This is a genomic window from Haemophilus sp. HMSC61B11, from assembly GCF_001838615.1.
In the GTDB taxonomy this organism is placed as follows: Bacteria; Pseudomonadota; Gammaproteobacteria; order Enterobacterales; family Pasteurellaceae; genus Haemophilus_D; species Haemophilus_D parainfluenzae_AD.
This window is the reverse complement of record NZ_KV837948.1, coordinates 37,740-62,023: the sequence shown is the minus strand read 5'-3', so window position 1 is coordinate 62,023 and position 24,284 is coordinate 37,740. Positions and strand designations below refer to the sequence as shown.

25 protein-coding genes and 1 riboswitch are annotated in these 24,284 nt (G+C 38.9%); of the genes, 15 read left to right on the top strand and 10 right to left on the bottom strand.

What is annotated here, in order from left to right:
- The first annotated feature begins 82 nt into the window (after nt 1–82).
- From purE to HMPREF3263_RS00360, 3 genes are all read left to right on the top strand, one after another.
- Nucleotides 83–577 (top strand): 5-(carboxyamino)imidazole ribonucleotide mutase, encoded by a 495-nt coding sequence (gene purE / locus HMPREF3263_RS00370; protein WP_032803953.1) that lies wholly within the window; start codon nt 83–85, stop codon nt 575–577.
- 70 nt (nt 578–647) lie between these two features.
- Nucleotides 648–1,736, top strand: coding sequence for a 5-(carboxyamino)imidazole ribonucleotide synthase (gene purK, locus HMPREF3263_RS00365; RefSeq protein WP_005697549.1), 1,089 nt, complete (start codon nt 648–650; stop codon nt 1,734–1,736).
- A 138-nt stretch (nt 1,737–1,874) separates the two neighbouring features.
- A complete protein-coding gene (locus tag HMPREF3263_RS00360) occupies nt 1,875–3,065 on the top strand; it encodes an amino acid aminotransferase (RefSeq protein ID WP_005697519.1) in 1,191 nt (396 codons plus the stop codon).
- Between the two features lie 44 nt (nt 3,066–3,109).
- On the opposite strand, the gene moaE is transcribed toward HMPREF3263_RS00360, so the two are convergent.
- From moaE to moaA, 4 genes are all read right to left on the bottom strand, one after another.
- The gene (moaE, locus tag HMPREF3263_RS00355) at nt 3,110–3,562 is read right to left on the bottom strand and encodes a molybdopterin synthase catalytic subunit MoaE (protein WP_005631888.1); all 453 of its coding nucleotides are present in this window, start codon (nt 3,560–3,562) and stop codon (nt 3,110–3,112) included.
- On the bottom strand, nt 3,563–3,808 hold the full coding sequence (moaD, locus tag HMPREF3263_RS00350) for a molybdopterin synthase sulfur carrier subunit (protein ID WP_005697530.1): 246 nt from the start codon (nt 3,806–3,808) through the stop codon (nt 3,563–3,565).
- 1 nt (nt 3,809) lies between these two features.
- Nucleotides 3,810–4,292 carry a cyclic pyranopterin monophosphate synthase MoaC gene (gene moaC, locus HMPREF3263_RS00345; protein ID WP_009499888.1) on the bottom strand — a complete coding sequence of 161 codons (483 nt, stop codon included), beginning with the start codon at nt 4,290–4,292 and terminating at the stop codon, nt 3,810–3,812.
- Between the two features lie 87 nt (nt 4,293–4,379).
- Nucleotides 4,380–5,393 carry a GTP 3',8-cyclase MoaA gene (gene moaA / locus HMPREF3263_RS00340; RefSeq protein ID WP_005697539.1) on the bottom strand — a complete coding sequence of 338 codons (1,014 nt, stop codon included), beginning with the start codon at nt 5,391–5,393 and terminating at the stop codon, nt 4,380–4,382.
- Nucleotides 5,382–5,523: riboswitch (molybdenum cofactor riboswitch) on the bottom strand. (Overlaps the previous gene by 12 nt.)
- Before the next feature lie 157 nt (nt 5,524–5,680).
- Here moaA and yvcK point away from each other — a divergent pair.
- Entirely contained in the window at nt 5,681–6,625 is a 945-nt protein-coding gene (gene yvcK / locus HMPREF3263_RS00335) for a gluconeogenesis factor YvcK family protein (RefSeq protein ID WP_070852789.1), read from the top strand.
- A gap of 34 nt (nt 6,626–6,659) precedes the next feature.
- On the opposite strand, the gene thiI is transcribed toward yvcK, so the two are convergent.
- The gene (gene thiI, locus HMPREF3263_RS00330) at nt 6,660–8,111 is read right to left on the bottom strand and encodes a tRNA uracil 4-sulfurtransferase ThiI (protein WP_070852788.1); all 1,452 of its coding nucleotides are present in this window, start codon (nt 8,109–8,111) and stop codon (nt 6,660–6,662) included.
- A 167-nt stretch (nt 8,112–8,278) separates the two neighbouring features.
- Here thiI and xseB point away from each other — a divergent pair, with 167 nt between their 5' ends.
- The 3 genes from xseB to dxs all read left to right on the top strand — a co-directional run bounded on the left by xseB (nt 8,279) and on the right by dxs (nt 11,341).
- Nucleotides 8,279–8,521 carry an exodeoxyribonuclease VII small subunit gene (xseB, locus tag HMPREF3263_RS00325; RefSeq protein ID WP_005696153.1) on the top strand — a complete coding sequence of 81 codons (243 nt, stop codon included), beginning with the start codon at nt 8,279–8,281 and terminating at the stop codon, nt 8,519–8,521.
- Nucleotides 8,522–8,524: 3 nt separating this feature from the next.
- Entirely contained in the window at nt 8,525–9,418 is an 894-nt protein-coding gene (gene ispA, locus HMPREF3263_RS00320) for a (2E,6E)-farnesyl diphosphate synthase (RefSeq protein WP_049380819.1), read from the top strand.
- A gap of 69 nt (nt 9,419–9,487) precedes the next feature.
- Nucleotides 9,488–11,341 carry a 1-deoxy-D-xylulose-5-phosphate synthase gene (gene dxs, locus HMPREF3263_RS00315; protein WP_005697482.1) on the top strand — a complete coding sequence of 618 codons (1,854 nt, stop codon included), beginning with the start codon at nt 9,488–9,490 and terminating at the stop codon, nt 11,339–11,341.
- 243 nt (nt 11,342–11,584) lie between these two features.
- On the opposite strand, the gene rplT is transcribed toward dxs, so the two are convergent.
- Both rplT and rpmI read right to left on the bottom strand, forming a co-directional pair.
- A complete protein-coding gene (gene rplT / locus HMPREF3263_RS00310) occupies nt 11,585–11,938 on the bottom strand; it encodes a 50S ribosomal protein L20 (RefSeq protein ID WP_005596075.1) in 354 nt (117 codons plus the stop codon).
- A 66-nt stretch (nt 11,939–12,004) separates the two neighbouring features.
- Complete coding sequence (gene rpmI / locus HMPREF3263_RS00305; protein WP_005697478.1) at nt 12,005–12,202, bottom strand: 50S ribosomal protein L35; 198 nt, start codon at nt 12,200–12,202, stop codon at nt 12,005–12,007.
- 246 nt (nt 12,203–12,448) lie between these two features.
- Here rpmI and HMPREF3263_RS00300 point away from each other — a divergent pair, with 246 nt between their 5' ends.
- Nucleotides 12,449–13,795 (top strand): tetratricopeptide repeat protein, encoded by a 1,347-nt coding sequence (locus HMPREF3263_RS00300; protein ID WP_005697542.1) that lies wholly within the window; start codon nt 12,449–12,451, stop codon nt 13,793–13,795.
- 60 nt (nt 13,796–13,855) lie between these two features.
- Here the strand turns inward: HMPREF3263_RS00300 and infC are convergent, their stop codons facing one another.
- From infC to thrS, 3 genes are all read right to left on the bottom strand, one after another.
- Nucleotides 13,856–14,398 (bottom strand): translation initiation factor IF-3, encoded by a 543-nt coding sequence (infC, locus tag HMPREF3263_RS00295; protein WP_080351268.1) that lies wholly within the window; start codon nt 14,396–14,398, stop codon nt 13,856–13,858.
- A 144-nt stretch (nt 14,399–14,542) separates the two neighbouring features.
- The gene (locus tag HMPREF3263_RS00290; protein WP_005697500.1) at nt 14,543–15,361 is read right to left on the bottom strand and encodes a D-hexose-6-phosphate mutarotase; all 819 of its coding nucleotides are present in this window, start codon (nt 15,359–15,361) and stop codon (nt 14,543–14,545) included.
- Between the two features lie 126 nt (nt 15,362–15,487).
- Nucleotides 15,488–17,419: a threonine--tRNA ligase gene (thrS, locus tag HMPREF3263_RS00285; RefSeq protein ID WP_005697543.1), complete on the bottom strand. Its 1,932-nt coding sequence runs from the start codon at nt 17,417–17,419 to the stop codon at nt 15,488–15,490.
- Between the two features lie 260 nt (nt 17,420–17,679).
- Here thrS and HMPREF3263_RS00280 point away from each other — a divergent pair, with 260 nt between their 5' ends.
- From HMPREF3263_RS00280 to HMPREF3263_RS00250, 7 genes are all read left to right on the top strand, one after another.
- Nucleotides 17,680–18,261: an FMN-dependent NADH-azoreductase gene (locus HMPREF3263_RS00280; protein WP_005697480.1), complete on the top strand. Its 582-nt coding sequence runs from the start codon at nt 17,680–17,682 to the stop codon at nt 18,259–18,261.
- A gap of 203 nt (nt 18,262–18,464) precedes the next feature.
- Nucleotides 18,465–20,015, top strand: a complete 1,551-nt coding sequence (gene trpE / locus HMPREF3263_RS00275) for an anthranilate synthase component I (RefSeq protein WP_005697493.1) — start codon at nt 18,465–18,467, stop codon at nt 20,013–20,015.
- 12 nt (nt 20,016–20,027) lie between these two features.
- Nucleotides 20,028–20,612, top strand: coding sequence for an aminodeoxychorismate/anthranilate synthase component II (locus HMPREF3263_RS00270; protein ID WP_005697516.1), 585 nt, complete (start codon nt 20,028–20,030; stop codon nt 20,610–20,612).
- A gap of 9 nt (nt 20,613–20,621) precedes the next feature.
- Nucleotides 20,622–21,008, top strand: a complete 387-nt coding sequence (locus HMPREF3263_RS00265; RefSeq protein WP_005629316.1) for a tautomerase family protein — start codon at nt 20,622–20,624, stop codon at nt 21,006–21,008.
- Nucleotides 21,009–21,019: 11 nt separating this feature from the next.
- Complete coding sequence (gene trpD / locus HMPREF3263_RS00260) at nt 21,020–22,021, top strand: anthranilate phosphoribosyltransferase (protein WP_005697509.1); 1,002 nt, start codon at nt 21,020–21,022, stop codon at nt 22,019–22,021.
- Between the two features lie 41 nt (nt 22,022–22,062).
- Nucleotides 22,063–23,499 carry a bifunctional indole-3-glycerol-phosphate synthase TrpC/phosphoribosylanthranilate isomerase TrpF gene (gene trpCF / locus HMPREF3263_RS00255; protein WP_005697508.1) on the top strand — a complete coding sequence of 479 codons (1,437 nt, stop codon included), beginning with the start codon at nt 22,063–22,065 and terminating at the stop codon, nt 23,497–23,499.
- 23 nt (nt 23,500–23,522) lie between these two features.
- The gene (locus HMPREF3263_RS00250; protein ID WP_005697555.1) at nt 23,523–24,281 is read left to right on the top strand and encodes an SDR family oxidoreductase; all 759 of its coding nucleotides are present in this window, start codon (nt 23,523–23,525) and stop codon (nt 24,279–24,281) included.
- The last annotated feature ends 3 nt before the right edge of the window (nt 24,282–24,284 follow it).

Below are 24,284 nucleotides of genomic sequence, written 5' to 3'. Positions count from 1 at the left end.
ACCATATAGCAAACGATTGCCTAAAAGTATGCAAATATGCTATTCTACGCATCGTTTTTTATCAGATAAATTTTTTGAAAATATGTCAAATACCGCACAAATTGCCATTGTTATGGGCTCAAAAAGCGATTGGGCAACCATGCAAGAAGCAACTCAAATTTTAGATGAACTCAATGTGGCATATCACGTTGAAGTGGTTTCCGCACATCGAACCCCCGACAAACTGTTTGAATTTGCCGAAAATGCACAAAAGAATGGTTATAAAGTAATTATTGCGGGTGCCGGTGGTGCAGCGCATTTACCGGGTATGATTGCAGCCAAAACACTTGTGCCAGTACTTGGGGTACCTGTTAAAAGCTCTATATTAAGCGGTGTAGATAGTCTCTATTCTATCGTACAAATGCCTAAAGGTATTCCTGTTGGTACCTTAGCAATTGGCCCTGCTGGCGCAGCGAATGCAGGATTACTCGCCGCACAAATTCTTGCTGGTTGGGATGATGCGTTATTCGCTCGCCTACAAGTATTCCGCGAAAATCAAACTAATATGGTATTGGATAATCCTGATCCACGTACATAAAATACCTTAAAATTTGACCGCACTTTTCAAAGTGCGGTTGTTTTTTTAGCTAGATTTGATGAGAAATTTTATGCAAAACTCTACCCTATATCCTACTGTTTATGTACTCGGTAATGGTCAACTCGGCAGAATGTTACGTTACGCTGGTGCACCATTAGACATTCATGTTCAACCGCTTGAGTTTAATGCGCCTGTATTTGATTTACCTAAAGATGCCATCATCACCGCAGAAATTGAACGTTGGGAAAAAACACCTTTAACCGAATTATTAGGTCATCATAAAAATTTCGTTAATCAGAATGTTTTTGGCTTATTGGCTGATCGTTTTACCCAAAAATCTTTACTGGATGAACTTAATCTCTCTACCTCGCCATGGTGTTTATTGAAAGATAAGAATCAGTGGACTGAAGTATTTAAAAACGTAGGTGAAAAAGTCGTGGTAAAACGTCGTACTGGTGGTTATGACGGTCGCGGCCAATGGATTATCACTGAAAGTAATCAAAATGATATTACAGACGATTTATTCGGTGAAGTTATCGCAGAGAAATTCATTCCTTTTGATTATGAAGTGTCTATCGTAGGCGCAAGATTTAAAAACGGTGAAAAACGTTTCTATCCGGTGACACATAACCTACAGCAAAATGGCATTTTACGTTACAGTGTGACAGACATTTCATTTCCACAACAAGAAAGCCAACAAATTCAGGCTGAATCTATGCTTGGGAAAATCATGGATAAACTTGAATATGTGGGTGTAATGGCAATGGAATGCTTTGTGGTGGGCGATAAATTATTAATTAATGAACTTGCCCCTCGTGTGCATAACAGTGGCCATTGGACACAACTAGGTTGTGCCATTAGTCAATTTGAATTGCATCTACGTGCTTTATTAGATTTACCCACACCGTCATTGCAACCTATTGCACCAAGTGTCATGGTTAATTTAATTGGTACAGAACATAATCCGCAATGGTTGAATACGCCTTTCTCCCAGTTACATTGGTATGGTAAGGAAGTTCGTCCAGGTCGGAAATTAGGTCATATCAATATTACGCATCCTGATAAAACGGTCATTATTCAACAGCTCGAAAAACTTCGTCACGAACTCCCTGAAGACTATCAATCTGGTTTAAATTGGGCGATTGAAAAATTAAAATAATTGAAAAAACAACCGTACTTTTTGATGAATATCTAAAAACATCAAAGTGCGGTTGATTTTTATTAGGTTCTTCTTGATAAAATCCATCGACTGAAGTATAAAATTACTCATCTCACAACACATACATAAGGAAAAGCTATGTTTGAACATATCAAAGCTGCTCCGGCCGATCCTATCTTAGGCTTAGGCGAAGCATTCAAATCTGAAACGCGTGAAAATAAAATCAACTTAGGTATTGGCGTTTATAAAGATGCACAAGGTACAACGCCAATTATGCGTGCGGTAAAAGAAGCCGAAAAACGCTTATTTGATAACGAAAAAACGAAAAACTATCTCACTATCGATGGTATTGCTGATTATAACGAACGTACAAAAGAACTCCTTTTCGGTAAAGATTCAGAAGTCATTAAAGCGAATCGTGCAAGAACGGTACAAAGCTTAGGCGGCACAGGTGCATTACGCATTGCTGCGGAATTCATTAAACGCCAAACCAAGGCTCAAAATGTGTGGATCAGTACGCCAACATGGCCAAACCACAATGCAATTTTCAATGCGGTAGGCATGACGATTCGTGAATATCGTTATTATGATGCTGAACTCAAAGCCCTTGACTGGGAACATTTACTTGAAGATTTAAGCCAAGCAAACGAAGGGGATGTGGTGCTGTTACACGGTTGCTGCCATAATCCCACTGGTATTGACCCAACCCCTGAACAATGGCAAGAATTAGCCGCACTTTCAGCGAAAAATGGCTGGTTACCACTCTTTGACTTTGCTTATCAAGGCTTAGCAAATGGCTTAGAGCAAGATGCTTACGGTTTACGTGCATTTGCGGCAAATCATAAGGAATTATTAGTGGCGAGTTCATTCTCTAAAAACTTTGGTTTATACAATGAGCGTGTAGGTGCCTTTACCCTTGTAGCTGAAAATGCGGAAATTGCTTCAACCGCATTAACACAAGTAAAATCAATTATTCGTACCCTCTACTCTAACCCAGCATCTCACGGTGGGGCGACCGTAGCAACGGTGTTAAATGATCCTCAACTTCGTCAAGAATGGGAAAATGAATTAACTGAAATGCGTGAACGCATCAAAAAAATGCGTCATTTATTTGTTCAGTTATTAAAAGAATACGGTGCAGAGCAAGATTTCAGCTTTATCATGGAACAAAACGGTATGTTCTCTTTCAGCGGCTTATCGCCTGAACAAGTTGACCGCTTAAAAGAAGAATTTGCGATTTACGCTGTTCGTTCTGGTCGTATCAATGTGGCCGGTATCACTGAAGATAATATTCGTTATTTGTGTGAAAGTATTGTGAAAGTACTTTAATTCATAAAAAGCAAAAGTGCGGTTAAATTTGACCGCACTTTTTATTACCACTTCTCTAACGCTTCTTTATCGCTCTCTCTTGCTTCAATCCAACGTTCACCTTGATTGGTTTGTTCTTTTTTCCAGAACGGCGCTTTGGATTTTAAGAAGTCCATAATAAATTCATTGGCATGATAGGCATCACCTCGGTGAGCAGAACTGATGCCGACTAAAACAATTTCATCGCCAGTATGTAAAAGTCCCACACGATGAATCACCGACACTCGTTGGATATCCCAACGGGCTTTCGCCTGTTCTACAATTTCACGTAAGGCTTTTTCTGTCATGGCGGGATAATGTTCTAAGTATAAGCTGGATACCTCATCGCCTAAATTAAGATCGCGCACTTTACCCACAAAAATTACCGTTGCACCAACTGAATGTTGTTCGGAAAGCCATTGGTAAACGGCATTTTGATCGAAAGGCTGTTCTTGTACTGAAATCTGAATATCCGTCATTTAGCCCCCTGTTACTGGTGGGAAAAACGCAATTTCATCACCATTTTTGACCGCACTTTCTAATGGCATCAAAGTTTGATTGATAGCGACTAAAAGCTTCCCTTTTTCTAACGCTAACGCCCATCTATCACCTTTTTGAGCAAGATGTTCACGCACCGCTTCTGCTGTCGCAAAATCGCCTTCAAGCTGAATAGAATCTTCCCCAATTAATTCGCGAGTTTGAGCAAAAAATAAAATATTTAACATCTTATTTTTCCTCCGCAATAAAATGACCAGATTTTCCACCGCTCTTTTCTAACAGGCGAACGTGCTCAATCACCATGTCTTTTTGTACGGCTTTACACATATCGTAAATGGTTAAGGCTGCTACGCTTGCTGCAGTTAATGCTTCCATTTCTACGCCGGTTTTTCCGGTTAATTTACAAAGGGATTGAATACGAACTTGATTGGTTTCAAGTAACGGTTCTAAATTTACTTCCACTTTAGAAAGTAATAAGGGATGACAAAGCGGGATAAGTTCCCAAGTACGTTTCGCGGCCTGAATACCTGCAATACGTGCTGTAGCAAATACATCGCCTTTGTGATGTTTGCCTTCCACGATCATGGAAAGCGTTTCTTTTGACATAGTCACAATGGCTTCAGCTCGAGCTTCACGAACAGTTTCTGCCTTTGCAGAAACATCCACCATATTGGCTTCGCCTTGAGAATTGATATGCGTAAATGTAGTCATAATAAAATAAAGTGCGGTTAAAATATTGAATGTTTTACATGTGTGACAAAAGCAAAATAAGTGAATAGTTTATTCACTTATTTACTTTTAGCCACCTATAGAGGCCAAATGATTTCTTACGCCACTATCACCGATATGTAAATAATGATGTTCACGTTTACCTTGAAGTGCAGCGAAAATACGGGCTTGCAAAATATCTTGCTGTTCGTGGGATTGTAATAAATCACGTAATTCAATGCCTTCTTCGCCGAACAAGCAAAGATGAAGTTTGCCCTTTGCTGACACTCTGAGGCGATTACAGCTTGCGCAGAAATTCTTCTCATAAGGCATAATTAAGCCAATTTCGCCAGCATAATCAGGATGCGTGAATACTTTAGCCGGACCATCAGTATGAGATTTGTGTTGTAATTGCCAACCGTTTTGCAGCAATTTATCCGCTAATACCAGTCCTGAAAGATGGAATTTATCAAAGAAACTATCCATTTCGCCCGTTTGCATGAGTTCGATAAAGCGCATTTGAATTGGGCGATCTTTCACCCAAACAAGGAATTGCTCAAACTCTTTGTCATTCAAATTTTTCATCAAAACTGAATTGACTTTAACTTTGTTGTAGCCTACTTCAAATGCACGATCGATACCACGCATCACGTCATCAAATTTATTGATGCCTGTAATTTGATGGAACATTTTCGGATCTAAGCTATCAACACTGACGTTAATAGATGTAATCCCTGCTTTTTTCCAATCAGCCACATCTTTTGCCATGCGATAACCGTTTGTTGTAACAGCTAATTGACGAATGCCATCAATGTTAGCGATGCTTTCTGCAATAGAAATAAAATCTTTGCGTAAAGTCGGTTCGCCACCCGTTAAACGGATTTTTTCTGTGCCCATTTCAGCAAACGCTTGAGCAAGATGGGTAATTTCTTTTAACGTTAAGAAACTTGGCTTGTTAGCTTCAGGTTGATAACCATCAGGCAAGCAATAGGTACAACGAAAATTACACTGATCGGTAATCGACAGTCGTAGATAGTAATATTGGCGTTGGAAAGGATCGACTAAGCGAGACTCTCCTACGTTCTTGATAGGAATGGATTGCATTTTACACCTTTCTAAATATGGAGAGGATAAACCGTTTCCAGCGTATCCCTGAATAACGTACCGCGTTATTGGCTTGCCACCATATTTCTTGTGAAACTTAGGCTAAACAAGCTCGGAGTTATGCGTTAAAAATAAATTGTGTTGGTATTGTAATAAAAGCAAGCGGTTAATAGCAATAATTTGGTAAAATAACCCGACTATATTGATAAAAATAACAGCACTAACTTATATAAAAAAATATATAGCATTATTTTTTATAATTATTTATAGGTAAAAAAGGAAGGAAAATGTCTGATTTATCTCGTCACAGCCGTCATGAACATTTAGACGAAATCAAACATATTGTTGCCATTGGTGGTGGTCATGGATTAGGGCGTGTATTATCGGCACTTAGTTTTATGAAAGAGCGTTTAACCGGTATTGTCACCACCACAGATAACGGCGGTTCAACGGGTCGAATCCGTCAAGAACAAGGTGGTATTGCATGGGGAGATCTACGTAATTGCTTAAACCAGATCATCATTGAGCCAAGCACGGCCTCCGCATTATTTGAATACCGCTTTACTGGCGAAGGTGAACTTTCTGGGCATAATTTAGGCAATTTAATGCTAAAAGCCTTAGAAGATATGCATATTCGCCCTATTGAAGCCATTAACTTAATTCGTGAATTACTCAAAGTAAAATCTCACATTATCCCCATGTCAGAAGAACCAGTTCATCTTGCCGCGAGTTTAGGCTCAGGCTCCAGTATTGTAGGTGAAGTGAGCATTGATAATTTAACAGAATTACCTCAATCACTTTTCTTAGTGCCCATGGTTAAAGCCGCACAAGAAGCCATCCAAGCATTGGAGCAAGCAGAAGTCATTTTACTTGGTCCAGGAAGTTTCATGACGAGCATTATGCCGCCGCTATTGCTACCTGAATTAGCGACTGCCCTGCGTAATAGCAAAGCGAAAGTGATTTTTATTGATAATTTAGGGGTAGAAATTGGCGCTGCCTCTCAGCTTTCCTTGTCTGATCGCATTCAGAAAATTCATGAAATTGTTGGCGAACCCGTCATTGACGGTGTCATTACCCCTTATCGTGAAAAAAGTGCGGTCGATTTGTCTGCCATTTCTTCTGTTAAAATCTTAGCTAAACGCTTGAATGCAGATGATATCAGCTATCGTCATGACCGAACATTACTTGCCAAAGCTATCGATGAATTAGTGGGTGAATTAGATTACGAATAAAAAAACCGCACGTTAAAGTGCGGTCATTTTTTGCTTATTTTTTCCCGAAAACTCTCACATTCGTGAAACCATTTTCTTTTAAATAAAGCGCTTGCAGTTTACTCATCACGCCTCGCTCACAATAAAGCACATAATTTTTACTTTGATCTAATGAACCGAATTGCGAAGATAATTTGTAAAATGGTAATTGCATCACTTGATGCTCGTCTGATTCAAAAGGATTTTCATCTGTCTCTTCAGGGCTACGAATATCTAAAATAATATCGTTTTCACCAAGCACTGAAATGGTATCTACTTCTACCACTTCTTTCTCAGTTTCTTCTGCAATTTGGCGAATATCTAAATATTGTGCATTTTCAACCGCACTTTCTAACACATCAAAATCAAAGTGATTTTCTTCTTCAAGAATTTTTTCACGTACCGCTTTAATCGTTGGATTTTTAGAAATCACCCCACAGAACTCTGGCATTGATTTAGCAATATCATCCGTACCGATCTCTTTCGCCATCGCGATAATCTGTTCTTTGTCATGAGTAATGAGTGGACGTAAGACTAATGCATCGGATGCTTCATCAATTAAACGTAAATTGGTTAAAGTTTGGCTAGATACTTGCCCGAGTGCCTCACCCGTAACAATAGCTTGAATATCAAAACGTTGTGCGACTTTACTTGCTGCGCGCACCATCATTCGTTTTAATACGACGCCCATTTGGCCATTATCAACTTTCTCTAAAATCTCGCCCACTACGCCTTCAAAAGGAATGGCAATAAAGCGGACTTTATGAGATGAGCTATAACGGCTCCAAATATGGTAAGCCATTTGTTTCACGCCAATTTCATGGGCTGCCCCACCTAAATTGAAGAAACAATAATGCACACGTGAACCACGACGAATAAGCATATAACTGGATACGCCAGAGTCAAAGCCCCCTGAAATCAATGAAAGCACGTCTTCTTGTGTCCCAATTGGATAACCACCAAGGCCAACATGACGGGCTTTCACCAGCATCATTTTGTCATCTTCAATATCAATACGAACGGTCACATCAGGATTTTTTAAACGTACTTTTGCACTTTCAATATGCTGATTTAAGCCACCACCGATATAGCGTTCTGCTTCAATGGAACTGAAATCATGTTTACCTTTACGTTTTACACGCACGCAAAAGGTTTTGTTTTCAAGTTGAGTAGCAACATCCGCTAAAGTCAACTCAAAGATATGATGTAAATCGGTAAACGGTTTTTCTTCTACTTCTAAAAAATGATGAATCCCTGGAATGCGTTGTAAAAGCGCAATCAACTCTTCACGATTGGCTTCATTTTTTGAGCGCACTTCGATGTAATCCCAATGACGAAGAACCGCTGTTTCTTCATCATACTTCTGTAAAATATTGCGGATATTAGAGGTCAAAATTTTCGCGAAACGCTTACGCACGGTTTCGCTTTTAATCATAATTTCAGGAAAAAGTTTAACGATAAATTTCATAATAATCTGTGAATAATAAAAAATGGCCGTATTGTACGCTAAATTCCAGATCCCACAAAGTTCAAATTCTCACGAAAAACTGACCGCACTTTGAAATAAGTTTTTAACATCCCTATAAAAATCAAGTACAATACGGAGCAATTTATTCATCTGAAAAGGATAATTTAATGGCGCGTAAACCAGCAAATGCTGAACCTGATTTTGAAACAACACTTGCACAATTAGAAACCATTGTGACAAAACTTGAAAGTGGTGAATTACCATTGGAAGATGCGCTGAAAGAATTTGAAAATGGCATTAAATTGGCTCAACTTGGCCAAGAACGCTTACAACAAGCAGAACAACGTATTCAAATTTTGTTACAAAAAAGCGAAACTGCCCCATTAAGTGATTATCAAGGGGACGAATAATCCATGAGTTATCAATTCGGCACTGAACTCAAACAAGTTCAAGATCGCATTAATCAGTTTTTAGCCAATCAATTTGAAGAAATTGACTCTTATAATGCCCCTTTGCGTGATGCCATGAAATATGGCTTATTACTAGGCGGCAAACGCGTTCGCCCTTTCCTTGTCTATGCAACGGGTAAAATGCTGGGTGCAGAAACAACTGCTTTAGATTACGCGGCTGCAGCCATTGAAGCTATTCATGCTTATTCTTTAATTCATGATGATTTGCCTGCAATGGATAACGATGAACTTCGTCGCGGTCAACCAACTTGTCATATCGCTTTTGATGAAGCGACGGCTATTTTAGCTGGTGATGCATTACAAGCGTTTGCCTTTGAAATTCTTACTGAAGCTCCTTCTCTTTCTACAGAACAAAAATTGCAATTAGTGAAAGTATTGGCTCAAGCATCTGGCGTACAAGGCATGTGTTTAGGGCAAAGCTTAGATTTAATTTCTGAGCATAAACAAGTTAATTTAGATGAATTAGAACTTATTCATCGCAATAAAACTGGTGCGTTGCTAACGGCTGCATTAAAACTAGGTTTTATCTGCTCTCCTCACTTTGAAAACAAAGAATTAGAGCAACAACTAGAACGTTATTCACAAGCTATCGGTCTAGCTTTCCAAGTGCAAGATGACATTTTAGATATTGAAGGCGACAGTGCGGAAATCGGTAAACCTGTGGGATCTGATTTGGATTTAGATAAAAGCACTTATCCAAAGCTGTTAGGATTAGAGGGCGCGAAACAAAAAACACAAGAACTCTATCAAATCGCCTTACACGAATTAGACAATTTACCTTTTGATACCACCGCATTACGCAAGTTAGCTGAATTTATTGTCAATCGTAAAAGTTAATGGTAACACCGCTTATTTTTAATTTATCAAAGTGCGGTCACTTTTTTAAATTTTAGGACTAAGGAATATATGAACAATTATCCTCTTTTATCCTTAATTAATTCGCCGGAAGATTTGCGTCTTTTAAATAAAGATCAGCTCCCGCAACTTTGTCAGGAATTGCGAAGTTATCTGTTGGAATCCGTTAGTCAAACCAGTGGCCATTTGGCATCTGGTCTTGGTACCGTTGAATTGACTGTTGCGCTACACTACATTTTTAAAACTCCTTTTGATCAATTAATTTGGGATGTGGGACATCAAGCTTACCCACACAAAATTTTGACGGGTCGTCGCGATCAAATGTCCACCATTCGCCAAAAAGGCGGAATCCATCCTTTCCCTTGGCGTGAAGAAAGTGAATTTGATGTATTAAGTGTTGGCCACTCTTCTACTTCTATCAGTGCGGGGCTCGGTATTGCTGTTGCGGCTGAACGTGAAAATGCGGGTCGTAAAACCGTTTGTGTAATTGGTGATGGTGCAATCACTGCGGGTATGGCATTTGAAGCTTTAAACCATGCGGGTTCTTTGCATACTGATATGTTGGTTATTTTAAATGATAATGAAATGTCTATTTCTGAAAATGTGGGAGCATTAAATAATCACCTTGCGCGTATTTTCTCGGGCTCATTATATTCAACCGTTCGTGACGGCAGTAAAAAAATCTTAGATAAAGTACCGACCGTTAAAAACTTTATGAAGAAAACTGAAGAGCACATGAAAGGTGTGATATTCTCGCCAGAAAGTACGCTGTTTGAAGAACTCGGTTTTAACTATATTGGACCAATTGACGGGCATAATATTGATGAATTAATTGCCACCTTAAGCAATATGCGTGATCTCAAAGGACCGCAATTCTTACACATCAAAACGAAGAAAGGAAAAGGTTACGAACCTGCAGAAAAAGACCCAATTGGTTTCCATGGTGTACCCAAATTTGACCCAATCAGTGGACAACTGCCTAAATCAAACGCCAAACCAACCTATTCAAAAATCTTTGGTGATTGGTTATGTGAAATGGCGGAACAAGACGATAAATTAGTGGGTATTACTCCCGCAATGCGTGAAGGTTCTGGCATGGTAGAATTTTCAGAACGATTCCCGCAACAATATTTTGATGTGGCAATCGCTGAGCAACATGCGGTCACCTTTGCAGCCGGTCTTGCAATTGGCGGTTATAAACCGGTTGTGGCAATTTACTCTACCTTCTTACAACGTGCTTATGATCAACTTATTCACGATGTCGCTATTCAAAACTTACCTGTTCTCTTTGCCATCGATCGTGCTGGCATCGTAGGTGCTGATGGTCAAACTCACCAAGGTGCTTTTGATTTAAGTTTTATGCGCTGCATTCCAAATATGATCATTATGACACCAAGTGATGAAAATGAATGCCGCCAAATGCTTTACACTGGTTATAAATGTGGTAAACCGGCTGCGGTACGTTATCCGCGTGGAAATGCAATCGGCGTAGAATTAACCCCACTTGCTGAATTAGAAATTGGCCGTTCCAAAATGGTTCGTCAAGGTGAAAAAGTCGCGATTCTGAATTTTGGCACACTCTTACCAGCCGCTTTATCTGTGGCAGAAAAACTCAATGCAACTGTTGTCGATATGCGCTTTGTGAAACCAATTGATGAAGCTCGCATTCTTGAAATGGCGGATACACATGATGTCATTGTGACATTAGAAGAAAATGCGATTCATGGTGGTGCAGGTTCAGCGGTTTCAGAAGTACTAAATTCTCATGGAAAAACAACTGCACTTTTACAACTTGGTTTACCTGATTTTTTTATTCCTCAAGGCACACAACAAGAAGCGCTTGCAGAAATTCAATTAGATGAAAAAGGGATTGAAGAGCAAATTATTGCCTTTATAAAGGGCTAAATTCATTCATTTTCGTTTAATTTTGATATTTTTAAAATTTTTTTCAAAAATATCGAACTATTTCAAAAATACACAGTCTGATACATTGCTAGTGCACTGCATATTGCAGTTATCTTTTGAAGTTTCTTATAAATTAAGACCTCCCCGCTATTCAAGCTTTGAATAGCGGTTTTTTCTTTTTTAGTGGTAATAAAAAAGGACGCTTTTTAGCGTCCTAATTTTTTGAATCTAAACTTTAAAAAATTAAAGTGCAGATTTTGCTTTTTCAACTAATGCAGCGAACGCCACTTTGTCGAATACAGCGATATCAGCAAGGATCTTACGGTCGATTTCAACAGACGCTTTTTTCAAGCCGTTGATGAATTTGCTGTAAGATAAACCATTTTGACGAGCCGCAGCGTTGATACGTGCAATCCATAATTGACGGAATTGACGTTTACGTTGACGACGGTCACGATATGCGTATTGACCAGCTTTGATCACCGCTTGGAAAGCAACGCGATACACGCGTGAACGTGCACCATAATAACCTTTAGCAGCCTTAAGAACTTTCTTATGGCGTGCTCTTGCAATAACACCACGTTTTACACGAGCCATTATTTAATCTCCTATGTAATATTTTTAACTAATTTAACTAATCGTACGTTTTGCTTAAATAACGGCTTATGCGTATGGTAAGCAAGCTACTACTAAAATTTGGTCAGCTTTCGCAACCATTGATTTATGACGTAAATGACGTTTACGTTTAGTTGTCTTTTTAGTCAAAATATGACGTAAGTGAGATTGTTTACGTTTGAAACCGCCAGAAGCTGTTTTTTTGAAACGCTTAGCAGCACCACGTACTGTTTTAATTTTAGGCATTGTTAAAAAACTCCGCATTGTTTTTGGTTTAAATGAATAATCAGGCGAATTCTTGCGAATTACTTGCTAGCACTGATTACACTACTTTGCGATTTACATCGCAATCTAAAAAAGCAACTCAGGCTGCTGAGTTTGCCTGTTTGCTTTAGTTTTTCTTATTTACAAAGAAAAACTGTGAAATTATACTTTGTTGTTTTTTTTTTTCAATATAATTTTGATGATTCTTCTTTATAGAGAGTACAGTTTATGAAAACTAAATTTATGATTGTAGCGGGGCTATTATTTGCACTACCAAGTCAAGCAGATCCTATTCGTGCAGGTATTTTGATGGGCGCTGGTGTCGCAATAGGCACAATAAACAAAGCAAAATGTAGCTTTGCTGATGAAAAATTTAATGCGATGGAGGTTAAAGCACCTTATGTTAATTTATCCACTTCCACTATTAACCAAGCAAAATCATCTCCTAAAGGAACAAAATTAAAGGTGGCTGGTGAGGCGTCCTACAGAGAAGCAGGAATAGTCGAACACTTTATTATGGATGAGTTTTTTTTAAAAGATAAGAAAGATGTGCTCCAAGTGCAACTTAGTAATGATGTATATTGTGGTGTAAGTCCTCTTCCCGTTGAAGGTGAGAAAGTCTATTTTTATGGTGAGAAAAATACGAATGGTGGGCTGGATGTAAAATATTGGGCACCTCAAAATCCATTAGAGCGTCAATCTTGGTATTATAGGACAGAGTATGATTACCCAAGCTTCCAAGTGTTGCAACAAACAGCTGAACAAACAGATTCATATTATGCACAATTTTTACTTGCCAAAGCCTATTATGATGGCAAACTAACCACTAAAAATGATAAAAAAGCCTTTGAATGGGCAAGAAGATCCTACGAAGTACAGGGAGCAAAAAATAATTTTTATAGAGTGGTTTCTCCTTTACTGGGGATACTATATGCAGAGGGCAAAGGAACAACACAAAATTGGGAAAAAGCGAAGTATTTACTGGATAACGCACATCAACAAAATTCTCGAGATATCGTCGGGTTTGAAGAATTATATGGCAAAGCAACCTATTATTATGGCTTAATGTATTATCAAGGCAAGGGCGTAGTAAAAGATCATGATATGGCACTAGAAATCTTACATATTATGATGGATACAAAACAGGAGACAAAACGAAAATCAGAAGAGGCAGAAGCACTTTATCGTAAACTCTATGAAGAAAAATATAGAATGCCATATTCCTCTGACCAAATACATATTAACCAGTATTTTAGTGTCGCCGAAAAATACTTTAATAACGGTGAACATCAAAAAGCCTTAGAACTCTTTGAAAAATTAGCCAAGGCAGGAGATACCGATAGCCAAGTTATGGCTGGACTAATTTATTATGAAAGTGATCAGGTTCCACAAAATGTTGCTAAAGCAAAAGAATGGTATTTAAAAGCAATTGAATATAAGCACCCGGTAGCGGCTTATAATTTAGGCGCAATTTATGAAGATGAAAATAATCATAAAAAAGCCAAATTTTATTATCAAAAAGCTTGTGAATGGGGAAGGAAAGAAGGCTGTGAGGCATTAAAAAAGCTAAAATAAAGACATAGCCAAGTAAAAAACGTAAAAAAAGCAACCTTCAGGTTGCTTTTTTATTGTTTATTATTTCTTCTTTGGTGCTAACACCATTACTGCTTGGCGACCCTCTAATTTACCTGGTGCTGATTCCACCACAGAAATATCAGCCAAATCGTTTTTAACGCGTTCTAATACGTCTAAACCGATATCTTGGTGAGCCATTTCACGACCACGGAAACGTACGGTAATTTTCGCTTTATCGCCATCTTCTAAGAAACGGATTAAGCTACGTAATTTAACTTGGTAGTCACCTTCGTCTGTACCTGGACGGAATTTAATTTCCTTCACTTGTACGACTTTTTGTTTTTTCTTCTGTTCTTTTGCAGTTTTGCTCTTCTCATAGAGGAACTTGCCGTAGTTCATAATACGACAAACCGGTGGTTCGGCATTCGGACTGATCTCAACTAAATCAAGCGCTGCTTGTTCTGCCATGTCTAAGGCTTGTTGAATTGATACAATCCCCGCTTGTTCACCATCTTGGTCAATCAAACGAACTTCTTTTACTCGAATTTCATCGTTAATGCGATTCGGGCGGTTAGCTGCCGGAGCTTTTTTTACGGTTTTGATAATGTTATTCCTTCTATTTATTTAAGAAAAAATCGACTGTCTTCAAACAGAAGATTTATTAAATCATTTGCTATAAAAACAAACAAAAAACGGGCAAAATTTTATAGTATTTGCCACGTTTATGCAACAAGGATTTCTATTCCTTTAAATATCAGCGGATAAAGCACTAATTTCAGCAGAAATACTTTCACCAAATTGAAGTAATTTCTCTAATCTCGCAGTTTCAATACACACCATATTTCGATATCCATCCGCTTTCATTGCACTTGGTGTTTTTTCCCAAGGATTCCATAGCACTATTGAATCGGCATGATGATGGGTAATTTGAATACGTCGATTAAATGCTTTATCAACCAAGAATGTTTTATCTTCCTCTAATGTATAAATACAATCGACGCCCTGCTCAATTTTACGAGTTGAAGGAACATCAGTATGTTTACCTTGTAATGAGTCATAACAATGGTTTGGTAAATGTTGGACTTCAATTTGTGAAATATCACCAATATTAAAATAACTGTGTAATGCTGCTTGAGCTGGTTCTTGGCCTAAATGCGTTAAAGTCATTGTGCATTTATCGGTAAATTCCATTTTCATTTTGGCTTCAATCACACCATATTCAGAAAAGAGCGAAAATTCTAACCGCACTTCATTCGCTTGCAGATCATAATCACTCAATTTCCACAAACGTAAACGCGCTGTACCGTGTGAAGGTTGTTTTACGCCACCAAACCAAGGGTAACAAAGCGGTACACCGCCACGAATCGCGACACCTTGTGTAAAAGGTTCAATCTCACTTAGCCAAAAGATATCCTGCTCAGCCCCTTTAGGCTGCCAATTTAATAGCTGTGCCCCTTGTAATGCAATTCGAGCTGAACCCACAGGGTGATTTAAGGTTAAAACAGGGATTTCATTGATACGTTCTAAAGTTAATTCTGATGTTAATTGTTGAATTTGAGCTGTCATATTCGCCTCCTTGTGATAAGGCTATTATATAGAAGAAAGGGATATTTGAGTTTATTTTTATGCCGTGAATATAAAAAACCGCACATCAAAGTGCGGTCATTTTTAATTAAGATTTTAAAGAGTCAATTACTCTTCACCCAATAATTTCAACTCACGTTGTCTTACTTGAGATTTTAAGATTTCAGCAAATTCTTCAATCGTGAAAGTACCTAAATCTGCACCTTTACGAGTACGTACAGCCACTTTTCCTTCTGCGATTTCTTTATCACCGCAAACGAGCATATAAGGTACGCGACGTAAGGTGTGTTCGCGGATCTTAAAGCCGACTTTCTCATTACGTAAATCTGCTTTAACACGTAATCCAGCATCAGAAAGTTGTTTCACGACTTTTTGCACGTAGTCTGCTTGGCTATCTGTAATATTCATCACAACCGCTTGAACTGGCGCTAACCATGCTGGGAAGAAACCCGCATATTCTTCAGTAATAATACCGATGAAACGCTCAATCGAACCTAAAATCGCACGGTGAATCATAACCGGTGTACGACGATCATTGTCTTCCGCCACATAAGACGCATTTAGACGACCTGGTAATGCAAAGTCTAATTGGATGGTACCGCATTGCCATTCACGATCTAAACAGTCGCGTAATGCAAACTCAATTTTCGGACCATAGAATGCACCTTCACCTTCTTGGATTTCATATTCAAGACCGTTATGCGCTAATGCTGCTGCAAGACCTGCTTCTGCACGATCCCACATATCATCAGCACCGATACGTTTTTCAGGACGAGTAGATAATTTCACCTGAATATTTTGGAAACCGAAAGTGCTGTAAATGTCGTAAACCATTTTGATACAGCTGGTTACTTCACTTTCAATTTGATCTTCAGTACAGAAAATGTGGGCATCATCTTGAGTGAAACCACGTACACGCATTAAACCGTGTAAAGAACCCGATGGTTCATTACGGTGACAAGAACCAAATTCCGCCATGCGGATTGGTAAATCACGGTAAGATTTTAAACCTTGGTTAAAGATTTGAACGTGACCTGGACAGTTCATTGGTTTAATCGCATATTCACGGTTTTCTGATTGTGTAGTAAACATCAAATCGCCGTAGTTTTGCCAGTGACCTGTTTTTTCCCATAACACACGGTCCATCATAAACGGACCTTTCACTTCTTGATAATCGTATTCTTTTAATTTAGTACGAACGAAGGTTTCCAATTCACGGAAAATTGTCCAACCATCGTTATGCCAGAACACCATACCAGGTGCTTCTTCTTGCATATGATATAAATCTAACGCTTTACCGATTTTACGGTGGTCACGTTTTGCTGCTTCTTCTAAGCGAGTTAAGTATTCCGCTAATTGTTTTTTATCTGCCCAAGCCGTACCATAGATACGTTGTAACATTTTATTTTTGCTATCACCACGCCAGTAAGCACCTGCAACTTTCATTAATTTGAAGTTGTGGCAGAAACGCATATTTGGCACATGTGGTCCACGACACATATCAATGTATTCTTCGTGATGATAAAGCGCAGGCGTTGCGGTACGTTCGATATTTTCATCTAAGATAGCCATTTTGTATGGCTCGCCGCGTTTTTCAAAAGTATCTCTTGCTTCTTGCCAGCTTACCGGAGTTTTGATGACGTCATAATTGGTTTTCGCCAATTCAAGCATACGTTTTTCGATAGCATCAATGTCTTCTTGCGTTAAAGAACGGTCTAAATCCACGTCATAATAGAAGCCATTTTCAATCGTTGGACCGATTGCCATTTTGACATCGGGGAATAATTGTTTGATTGCGTGACCAAGCAAGTGTGCGCAAGAGTGACGAATAATTTCTAAACCGTCTTCATCTTTTGCTGTAATAATTTCAAGGTTGGCATCTTCATTGATGATGTCACAAGCATCATGACGTACGCCGTTTACACGGCCCGCGATAGTTGCTTTGGCAAGACCGGCTCCGATATCTTGAGCCACTTCTAACACAGAAACTGGACGATCAAATTCACGTTTAGAACCGTCCGGTAAAGTAATAATAGGCATAATTTTTCCTTATACAGTGGTCGCCCATACGAAAGGCAACATGCAAATAATGATTAAAAACAAACCGCACTTTCATTCACTCCCACTATCGAGCAAACCAAGTGCGGCGGAGAATTTTAGCACTTTCCACCACGCTTGTTAATATCTCACTGAATTCTTTCCAATGAGTAAACAATGATTTTCCTGATAACTACTTTATCGATTCAAAATTTCCGATAAAATGACCGCACTTTTGATAAACACAAATTAAAGGAAACTCTATGAACGTATTAGTATTAAAATCCAGCATCCTTGCAGATAACTCTCAAAGCAATAAATTAGCCGATTACACCATTGAAAAATTAAAAGGTCACAACATTGTGGTACGTGATTTAGCAGCACAACCCCTTCCCCATTTTGATGCAACGGCAGCAACTGCGGTACGTGGCGAACCTAAAACAGCAGAAGAAAATGCGCTTTTAGCCTTATCAGATGAGTTAGTGGCTGAATTAAAAGCAGCAGATATCATCGTCATTGGTGCGCCAATGTATAACCTAGGCATCCCAACACAACTTAAATCCTATTTTGATTTTATCGCTCGCCCTCGTGTGACATTCCAATACACTGCAAATGGCCCTAAAGGTTTACTTCAAGGAAAAAAAGCGATTGTATTAGCGAGCTTTGGTGGCATGTATGATGAAAATAACAATGTGACAAATTACTTAAAAGCGATTTTAGGTTTTATTGGTATTACCGATGTTCAGTTTGCTTATGCAAAAGGTATCGGATTAGGCGCTGAGGCAATTGAAAACGCACAACGTTCAGCAAGAAATAAAATTGATGAAATCGTTGCTTCTCTCTAATTCCTGAATCAGCTCCCTCTATTAAGCCATTTTGAGATATGCCTCGAAATGGCTTTTTTTCTGATTGAAAATCTCTATTTCTAATCTTATTGGTTAAAAATTAAAAAAATATTGTAAAATTACGCCAATTTTTTGATTATTTTCTTGACTTATGCATTATGTACTAGTTTAATAGTGCAAAAGTTCAGAATAAAGGATTCATTATGAAAAACACCCCATTTATTGCGGTGACCTCTCAACCGGTTCCCTACCATGCCGATACTACCGCAATTTTTAATACATTATGCCAACAGAACTCAAATTCTCTCCTCCTCGACTCTGCAGAAATTGGTAGCAAAAATAGCTTACAAAGTCTTATTCTAATTAATGCAGCCGTTAAAATTACTTGCTTAGGCAATCAGGTGACCTTTAGAGCACTGAATTCGAACGGAAAACAAGTGTTAAACGAAATTCATCCCGTATTAAGCCAACTCGGCACTGTAAGTGCGGTCAATTTTGAGAATGAATTTTCTGTACAATTTGCGCCGCTCGATAATCAATTAGATGAAGACAGTAAATTACAATCTGCAACAATCTTTGATGGTCTTCGTGTAATTTCTAACCATTATCAACATAGCAGTACGCCAGTCTTTTTAGGTGGTTTATTTGCTTATGATTTGGTGGCAAATTTTATTCCAATGCAAGGTGTTGAATTAAAAGATGATGGTATTCACTGCCCGGATTACAGTTTCTATCTCGCGGAAAACTTAATTACCATCGATCACCAAAGCCAACAAGCCACATTAAAAAGCTTCTGTTTTAGTCAAGAAGAACAAGTGGAAGTCGCGAAAACGGCACTTTCTATTGCACAAAAATTAAAAAATATTGATGGCGTACTTTCCATTAAAGCAGCAAGTGATGATGTCAGTACCAACTTTGAAGATCCTGAATTTACAGGTATCGTTAAAGCGTTAAAACATCACATTAATATTGGTGATGTGTTCCAAATCGTGCCATCCCGCCGTTTTTCATTAACTTGCCCGAATACCCTTGCGAGCTATGCACAATTAAAACATAACAATCCAAGCCCTTATATGTTCTACATGAACGATGAGGATTTCATTTTATTCGGTGCATCACCAGAAAGTGCGTTGAAATATGCGCCAGACAATCGCCAATTAGAAATTTACCCAATTGCAGGTTCTCGCCCACGTGGTTTTGATGCGCATGGTAATATTGACCCAGAATTGGATGCACGCTTGGAATTAGAATTACGTCTTGATCATAAAGAACAAGCTGAACATTTAATGTTGGTAGATTTAGCACGTAATGACATTGCTCGTGTTTGCCAAAGCGGTACACGTAAAGTCGCCGAATTAATGCAAGTGGATCGCTATTCGCACATCATGCATTTGGTTTCTCGCGTGGTGGGTAAACTTCGTCCTGAACTTGATGCCTTACACGCTTATCAAGCTTGTATGAATATGGGCACTTTAACTGGTGCGCCTAAAATTAAAGCGATGCAGTTAATTTATCAATTTGAACAACAAAAACGTCATAGCTACGGTGGTGCGGTCGGTTATCTCACCTCTGACGGTCGTTTTGATACCTGTATCGTGATTCGTTCTGCCTTTGTACAAAATGGCATTGCGCATATTCAAGCAGGTTGTGGTGAAGTATTAGATTCAGATCCTCAAATGGAAGCAGATGAAACTCGCCATAAAGCGGCTGCGGTGCTTAAAGCAATCAAACAAATCAATACCCAAGCAAAATAAGGACGATAAATTATGGCTAATATTCTCTTTTTAGATAATTTTGATTCATTCACTTATAACTTAGTGGATCAATTCCGTGTGCTTGGGCATAACGTAAAAATTTATCGTAATGACACCAATTTAGAGCAAGTGGTGCAAGAGGCATTAAATACACCGGATACGATTCTTGCGCTCTCTCCAGGACCAGGTACTCCGGCAGAAGCTGGCATCTTACTCCCGCTCATTGAACGTTTAAAAAATGATGTGCCAATTATCGGGATTTGCTTGGGCCATCAAGCACTTATTCAAGCCTTTGGTGGAGAGGTTGTACATGCAGGCGAAGTATTACATGGTAAAGTATCACGCATTCAACACGATAACCAAGCCATGTTTAAAGATATTGCCAACCCAATGCCTGTGGCACGTTATCACTCTTTAATGGGTAAAAATCTACCTGACGAATTTATTGTCAATGCAGATTACAATGGTATTGTGATGGCGATTCGCCATAAAACCTTGCCAATTTGTGCTTTCCAATTCCACCCAGAAAGCATTCTTACTGTACAAGGTTCGAAATTATTACAACAATCTGTGGAATGGTTATTAAACAGAGATTAAGGAAGAAAAATGATTACCGTATATGGATTAAAAGAAGTGCTTGCACCTCGTCGTCAAGATATTGCTGAAGTAATTTATAACTGTTTAAACCTTGGTTTAGACATTCCTCGCGGAAAACATGCAATTCGTTTTTTATGTTTAGATAAAGAAGATTTTCTTTATCCTATCGATCGTAACGATGATTACACCGTTATTGAGATTAACCTCATGCAAGGTCGTATGGAAGGTACAAAAAAACGTTTAATCAAAATGCTCTTCAGCGAACTCGAATACAAAATTGGGATTAAATCTCACAACGTTGAAATTACGATTAAAGAACAACCGGCGCATTGTTGGGGTTTCCGTGGTATGACTGGCGATGAAGCACGCGATTTAGATTACGATATTTACGTATAAAGGACGAGATTATGCAAACGGCTCAATTATTAGAACAACTTTACAGCGGAAAAACACTTAATAAAGAAGAAAGTGCGGTCATTTTTAACGCTATTATGCAAGGCGAACTGAATAACGAACAAATCGCTGCCATGCTGATTGCGTTAAAAGTACGTGGTGCCACTATTGATGAATTAAGTGGTGCGGTATCTGCGTCTTTGAAAAATGCCAAATCATTCCCTCGCCCTGACTACCCTTTTGCGGATATTGTGGGTACAGGCGGTGATGGTCAAAACACAATTAATATTTCTACGGCGAGTGCTATTGTTGCAGCCTCGATGGGAGCCAAAGTAGCCAAACATGGTAATCGCAGCGTATCAAGCAAATCAGGTGCCAGTGATGTATTAACTGCTCTCGGTGTAAATGTGAATGTCACGCCAGAACAAGCTCGTCAAGCGCTTGACGATATTGGGGTATGTTTCTTATTTGCTCAGCAATACCACAGTGGTTTTAAACATGTTGCCCCTGTTCGTGCGGCATTAAAAACACGTACGCTTTTTAATATTTTAGGTCCATTAATCAATCCAGCTCGCCCAACTTATCATTTGCTTGGCGTGTATGCCCCTGAATTAGTGAAAACCTATGCAGAAACTGCTGTTGCATTAGGTCATCAACATACTTTTGTTGTGCATGGTGCGGGTCTAGATGAAGTCGCCTTACATGGTGAAACCCAAGTCGCTGAAATTAAAAACGGCAAAATTGACTACTTCACTTTAACCCCAGAAGATTTTGGTTTAAAAACACAATCTTTAGAAAGTTTACGTGGTGGAGAACCGCAAGAAAATGCCCAATATCTGACCGCACTTTTACAAGGTCAAGGCAAAGCGGAACATGCTAATGCGGTAGCGGCGAATGTGGCATTATTGCTGAAATTATTTGGTCATGATGACTTAAAACAAAATGTTCAAAATGTGTTAGCTCATCTTGCATCAGGCAAAGCGTTTGAGACATTACAACATTTAACAAGATATTAAGATAAAGGCTGATTTGATAAGCCATAATAAGAAGAAAGATTATGATCACGCAAGATTTCACTAAACCAATTGACTCTGCTACAGTACTGCAAAAAATCGTCTTAGACAAAGCACAATGGGTTAAGGCAAAGGAAGCTGAATTTCCGCTTTCACAATTTAAAGAAAACATTCAAAAATCTGACCGCTCTTTTTATGATGCGTTGGCTAAAGGCACACATCAAAAGCCCGCTTATATTTTGGAATGTAAGAAAGCGTCCCCTTCTAAAGGATTAATTCGTGATGAATTTAATTTAGACGAAATCGCCAATGTGTATAAACATTATGCATCAGCTGTTTCTGTGCTAACGGATGAGAAATACTTCCAAGGTAAATTTGACTATTTGCCGCAAGTACGTGACGTTGTCTCACAACCTGTATTGTGCAAAGATTTTATGATCAGCGAATATCAGGTTTATCTTGCGCGCTACTATCAAGCGGATGCTATTTTATTGATGCTTTCAGTAGTGAATGATGAAACCTATCGAGTACTAGCTGATCTGGCGCATTCTCTTGGCATGGGCGTATTGACGGAAACCAGCAACGAAGAAGAGTTTGAGCGAGCCCTTGCATTAGGTGCAAAAATCATCGGTGTTAACAATCGTAATCTTCACGATCTCACTGTTGATTTAAACCGCGTAGTAGAACTCACACAAAAATATGCCGATCGCATTCCTACTGATGCACGTATTATCAGCGAATCAGGGATTTATAATCACAGCCAAATTCGTGATTTGCAAAAAGTGGCACATGGCTTTTTAATCGGCAGTAGCCTAATGGGCAGTGCAGATTTAAATAATGCTGTGCGTGAAGTGATTTTTGGAGAAAATAAAGTATGCGGTTTAACTCGCACGCAAGATGTCAAAGAGGTTTACGCAAACGGGGCATTATACGGTGGTTTAATTTTCGTCGAACATTCAAAACGCTGTGTGAGCCTACGTCAAGCCCAAGAATTAGTGACAGCATCACCACTTCGTTTTGTGGGCGTATTCCAGAATCAAGAAATTGATTTTATTGTAAAAATCGCTAAACAATTGCAGCTTTATGCTGTTCAGCTACACGGTTCAGAAACCGCTGAATTTATTACCGCACTTCGTCACCAACTGCCTGAAGAAATACAAATTTGGAAAGCCATTTCGGTGAGTACTGAGGCACAAAGTGCAGTTGATTTTACTGATAATTTAAATATTGCTCGCTATATTTTCGATAGCCAATCTGCTAATCAACAAGGTGGTACAGGAAAAGCCTTTAATTGGTCACTCATTCCTGAAAACTTGAAACACAAAATTATTTTAGCTGGTGGCATTTCACCCGATAATATTGAACAAGCTATTAAGCAAGGTTGCTTAGGGGTTGATCTCAATTCTGGTGTAGAAACTGCCGCTGGCGTGAAAGATAGCGAAAAAGTGCGGTCAGTTTTTAAGACGATTTTGTCAAATTAATCTGATTGCTAAGGGGAAGCATTATGCAAAGAACAGCATTACTAACCGGCGCAACTGCCGGATTTGGTGCGGCAATTTGTCACACACTCATTGAAAATGGTTATCGTGTAATTGGCACGGGTCGCCGTGTAGCTCGTTTAGAACAATTACAGCAAGAATTAGGTGAAAATTTCCATTTTCTTGCCTTTGATATTTCAGATCGCCAGGCAACAGAAGATGCATTCCATTCCCTTCCCGCTAGTTGGCAATCCATTGATTTATTGGTGAATAATGCAGGATTAGCATTAGGCTTAGAAAGTGCAGATAAAGCGAATTTAGACGATTGGATGCAAATGATTGATACCAATATTAAAGGTCTCGTCACCATCACTCGTCTTGTGTTACCACAAATGGTAGAACGCAATTCAGGTCACATTATTAATTTAGGCTCAATTGCAGGCACTTATCCTTATCCTGGTGGCAATATATACGGTGGTACTAAAGCTTTTATCAAACAATTTAGTTTAAATCTTCGAGCCGATCTTGCAGGCACACAGATTCGCGTGACCAATGTTGAGCCAGGTCTTTGTGGTGGAACTGAATTTTCGAATGTTCGCTTTAAAGGTGACGATGCCCGAGCAGAAAAACTCTATGAAAATGTGGAATATGTCAGTCCACAAGATATTGCTAATATTGTTCTATGGCTCAATCAACAACCTGAACATGTCAATATTAATCGCATTGAAGTGATGCCTACTGCACAAACCTTTGCACCACTTAATGTCGCAAGAATTCAAAAATAACAA

What these genes read in the sequence shown, in the direction of transcription:
- purE (WP_032803953.1), top strand. Translation starts at nt 83, where the DNA reads ATGTCAAATACCGCACAAATTGCCATTGTTATGGGCTCAAAAAGCGAT.
- purK (WP_005697549.1), top strand. Translation starts at nt 648, where the DNA reads ATGCAAAACTCTACCCTATATCCTACTGTTTATGTACTCGGTAATGGT.
- HMPREF3263_RS00360 (WP_005697519.1), top strand. Translation starts at nt 1,875, where the DNA reads ATGTTTGAACATATCAAAGCTGCTCCGGCCGATCCTATCTTAGGCTTA.
- moaE (WP_005631888.1), bottom strand. Translation starts at nt 3,562, where the DNA reads ATGACGGATATTCAGATTTCAGTACAAGAACAGCCTTTCGATCAAAAT.
- moaD (WP_005697530.1), bottom strand. Translation starts at nt 3,808, where the DNA reads ATGTTAAATATTTTATTTTTTGCTCAAACTCGCGAATTAATTGGGGAA.
- moaC (WP_009499888.1), bottom strand. Translation starts at nt 4,292, where the DNA reads ATGACTACATTTACGCATATCAATTCTCAAGGCGAAGCCAATATGGTG.
- moaA (WP_005697539.1), bottom strand. Translation starts at nt 5,393, where the DNA reads ATGCAATCCATTCCTATCAAGAACGTAGGAGAGTCTCGCTTAGTCGAT.
- yvcK (WP_070852789.1), top strand. Translation starts at nt 5,681, where the DNA reads ATGTCTGATTTATCTCGTCACAGCCGTCATGAACATTTAGACGAAATC.
- thiI (WP_070852788.1), bottom strand. Translation starts at nt 8,111, where the DNA reads ATGAAATTTATCGTTAAACTTTTTCCTGAAATTATGATTAAAAGCGAA.
- xseB (WP_005696153.1), top strand. Translation starts at nt 8,279, where the DNA reads ATGGCGCGTAAACCAGCAAATGCTGAACCTGATTTTGAAACAACACTT.
- ispA (WP_049380819.1), top strand. Translation starts at nt 8,525, where the DNA reads ATGAGTTATCAATTCGGCACTGAACTCAAACAAGTTCAAGATCGCATT.
- dxs (WP_005697482.1), top strand. Translation starts at nt 9,488, where the DNA reads ATGAACAATTATCCTCTTTTATCCTTAATTAATTCGCCGGAAGATTTG.
- rplT (WP_005596075.1), bottom strand. Translation starts at nt 11,938, where the DNA reads ATGGCTCGTGTAAAACGTGGTGTTATTGCAAGAGCACGCCATAAGAAA.
- rpmI (WP_005697478.1), bottom strand. Translation starts at nt 12,202, where the DNA reads ATGCCTAAAATTAAAACAGTACGTGGTGCTGCTAAGCGTTTCAAAAAA.
- HMPREF3263_RS00300 (WP_005697542.1), top strand. Translation starts at nt 12,449, where the DNA reads ATGAAAACTAAATTTATGATTGTAGCGGGGCTATTATTTGCACTACCA.
- HMPREF3263_RS00290 (WP_005697500.1), bottom strand. Translation starts at nt 15,361, where the DNA reads ATGACAGCTCAAATTCAACAATTAACATCAGAATTAACTTTAGAACGT.
- thrS (WP_005697543.1), bottom strand. Translation starts at nt 17,419, where the DNA reads ATGCCTATTATTACTTTACCGGACGGTTCTAAACGTGAATTTGATCGT.
- HMPREF3263_RS00280 (WP_005697480.1), top strand. Translation starts at nt 17,680, where the DNA reads ATGAACGTATTAGTATTAAAATCCAGCATCCTTGCAGATAACTCTCAA.
- trpE (WP_005697493.1), top strand. Translation starts at nt 18,465, where the DNA reads ATGAAAAACACCCCATTTATTGCGGTGACCTCTCAACCGGTTCCCTAC.
- HMPREF3263_RS00270 (WP_005697516.1), top strand. Translation starts at nt 20,028, where the DNA reads ATGGCTAATATTCTCTTTTTAGATAATTTTGATTCATTCACTTATAAC.
- HMPREF3263_RS00265 (WP_005629316.1), top strand. Translation starts at nt 20,622, where the DNA reads ATGATTACCGTATATGGATTAAAAGAAGTGCTTGCACCTCGTCGTCAA.
- trpD (WP_005697509.1), top strand. Translation starts at nt 21,020, where the DNA reads ATGCAAACGGCTCAATTATTAGAACAACTTTACAGCGGAAAAACACTT.
- trpCF (WP_005697508.1), top strand. Translation starts at nt 22,063, where the DNA reads ATGATCACGCAAGATTTCACTAAACCAATTGACTCTGCTACAGTACTG.
- HMPREF3263_RS00250 (WP_005697555.1), top strand. Translation starts at nt 23,523, where the DNA reads ATGCAAAGAACAGCATTACTAACCGGCGCAACTGCCGGATTTGGTGCG.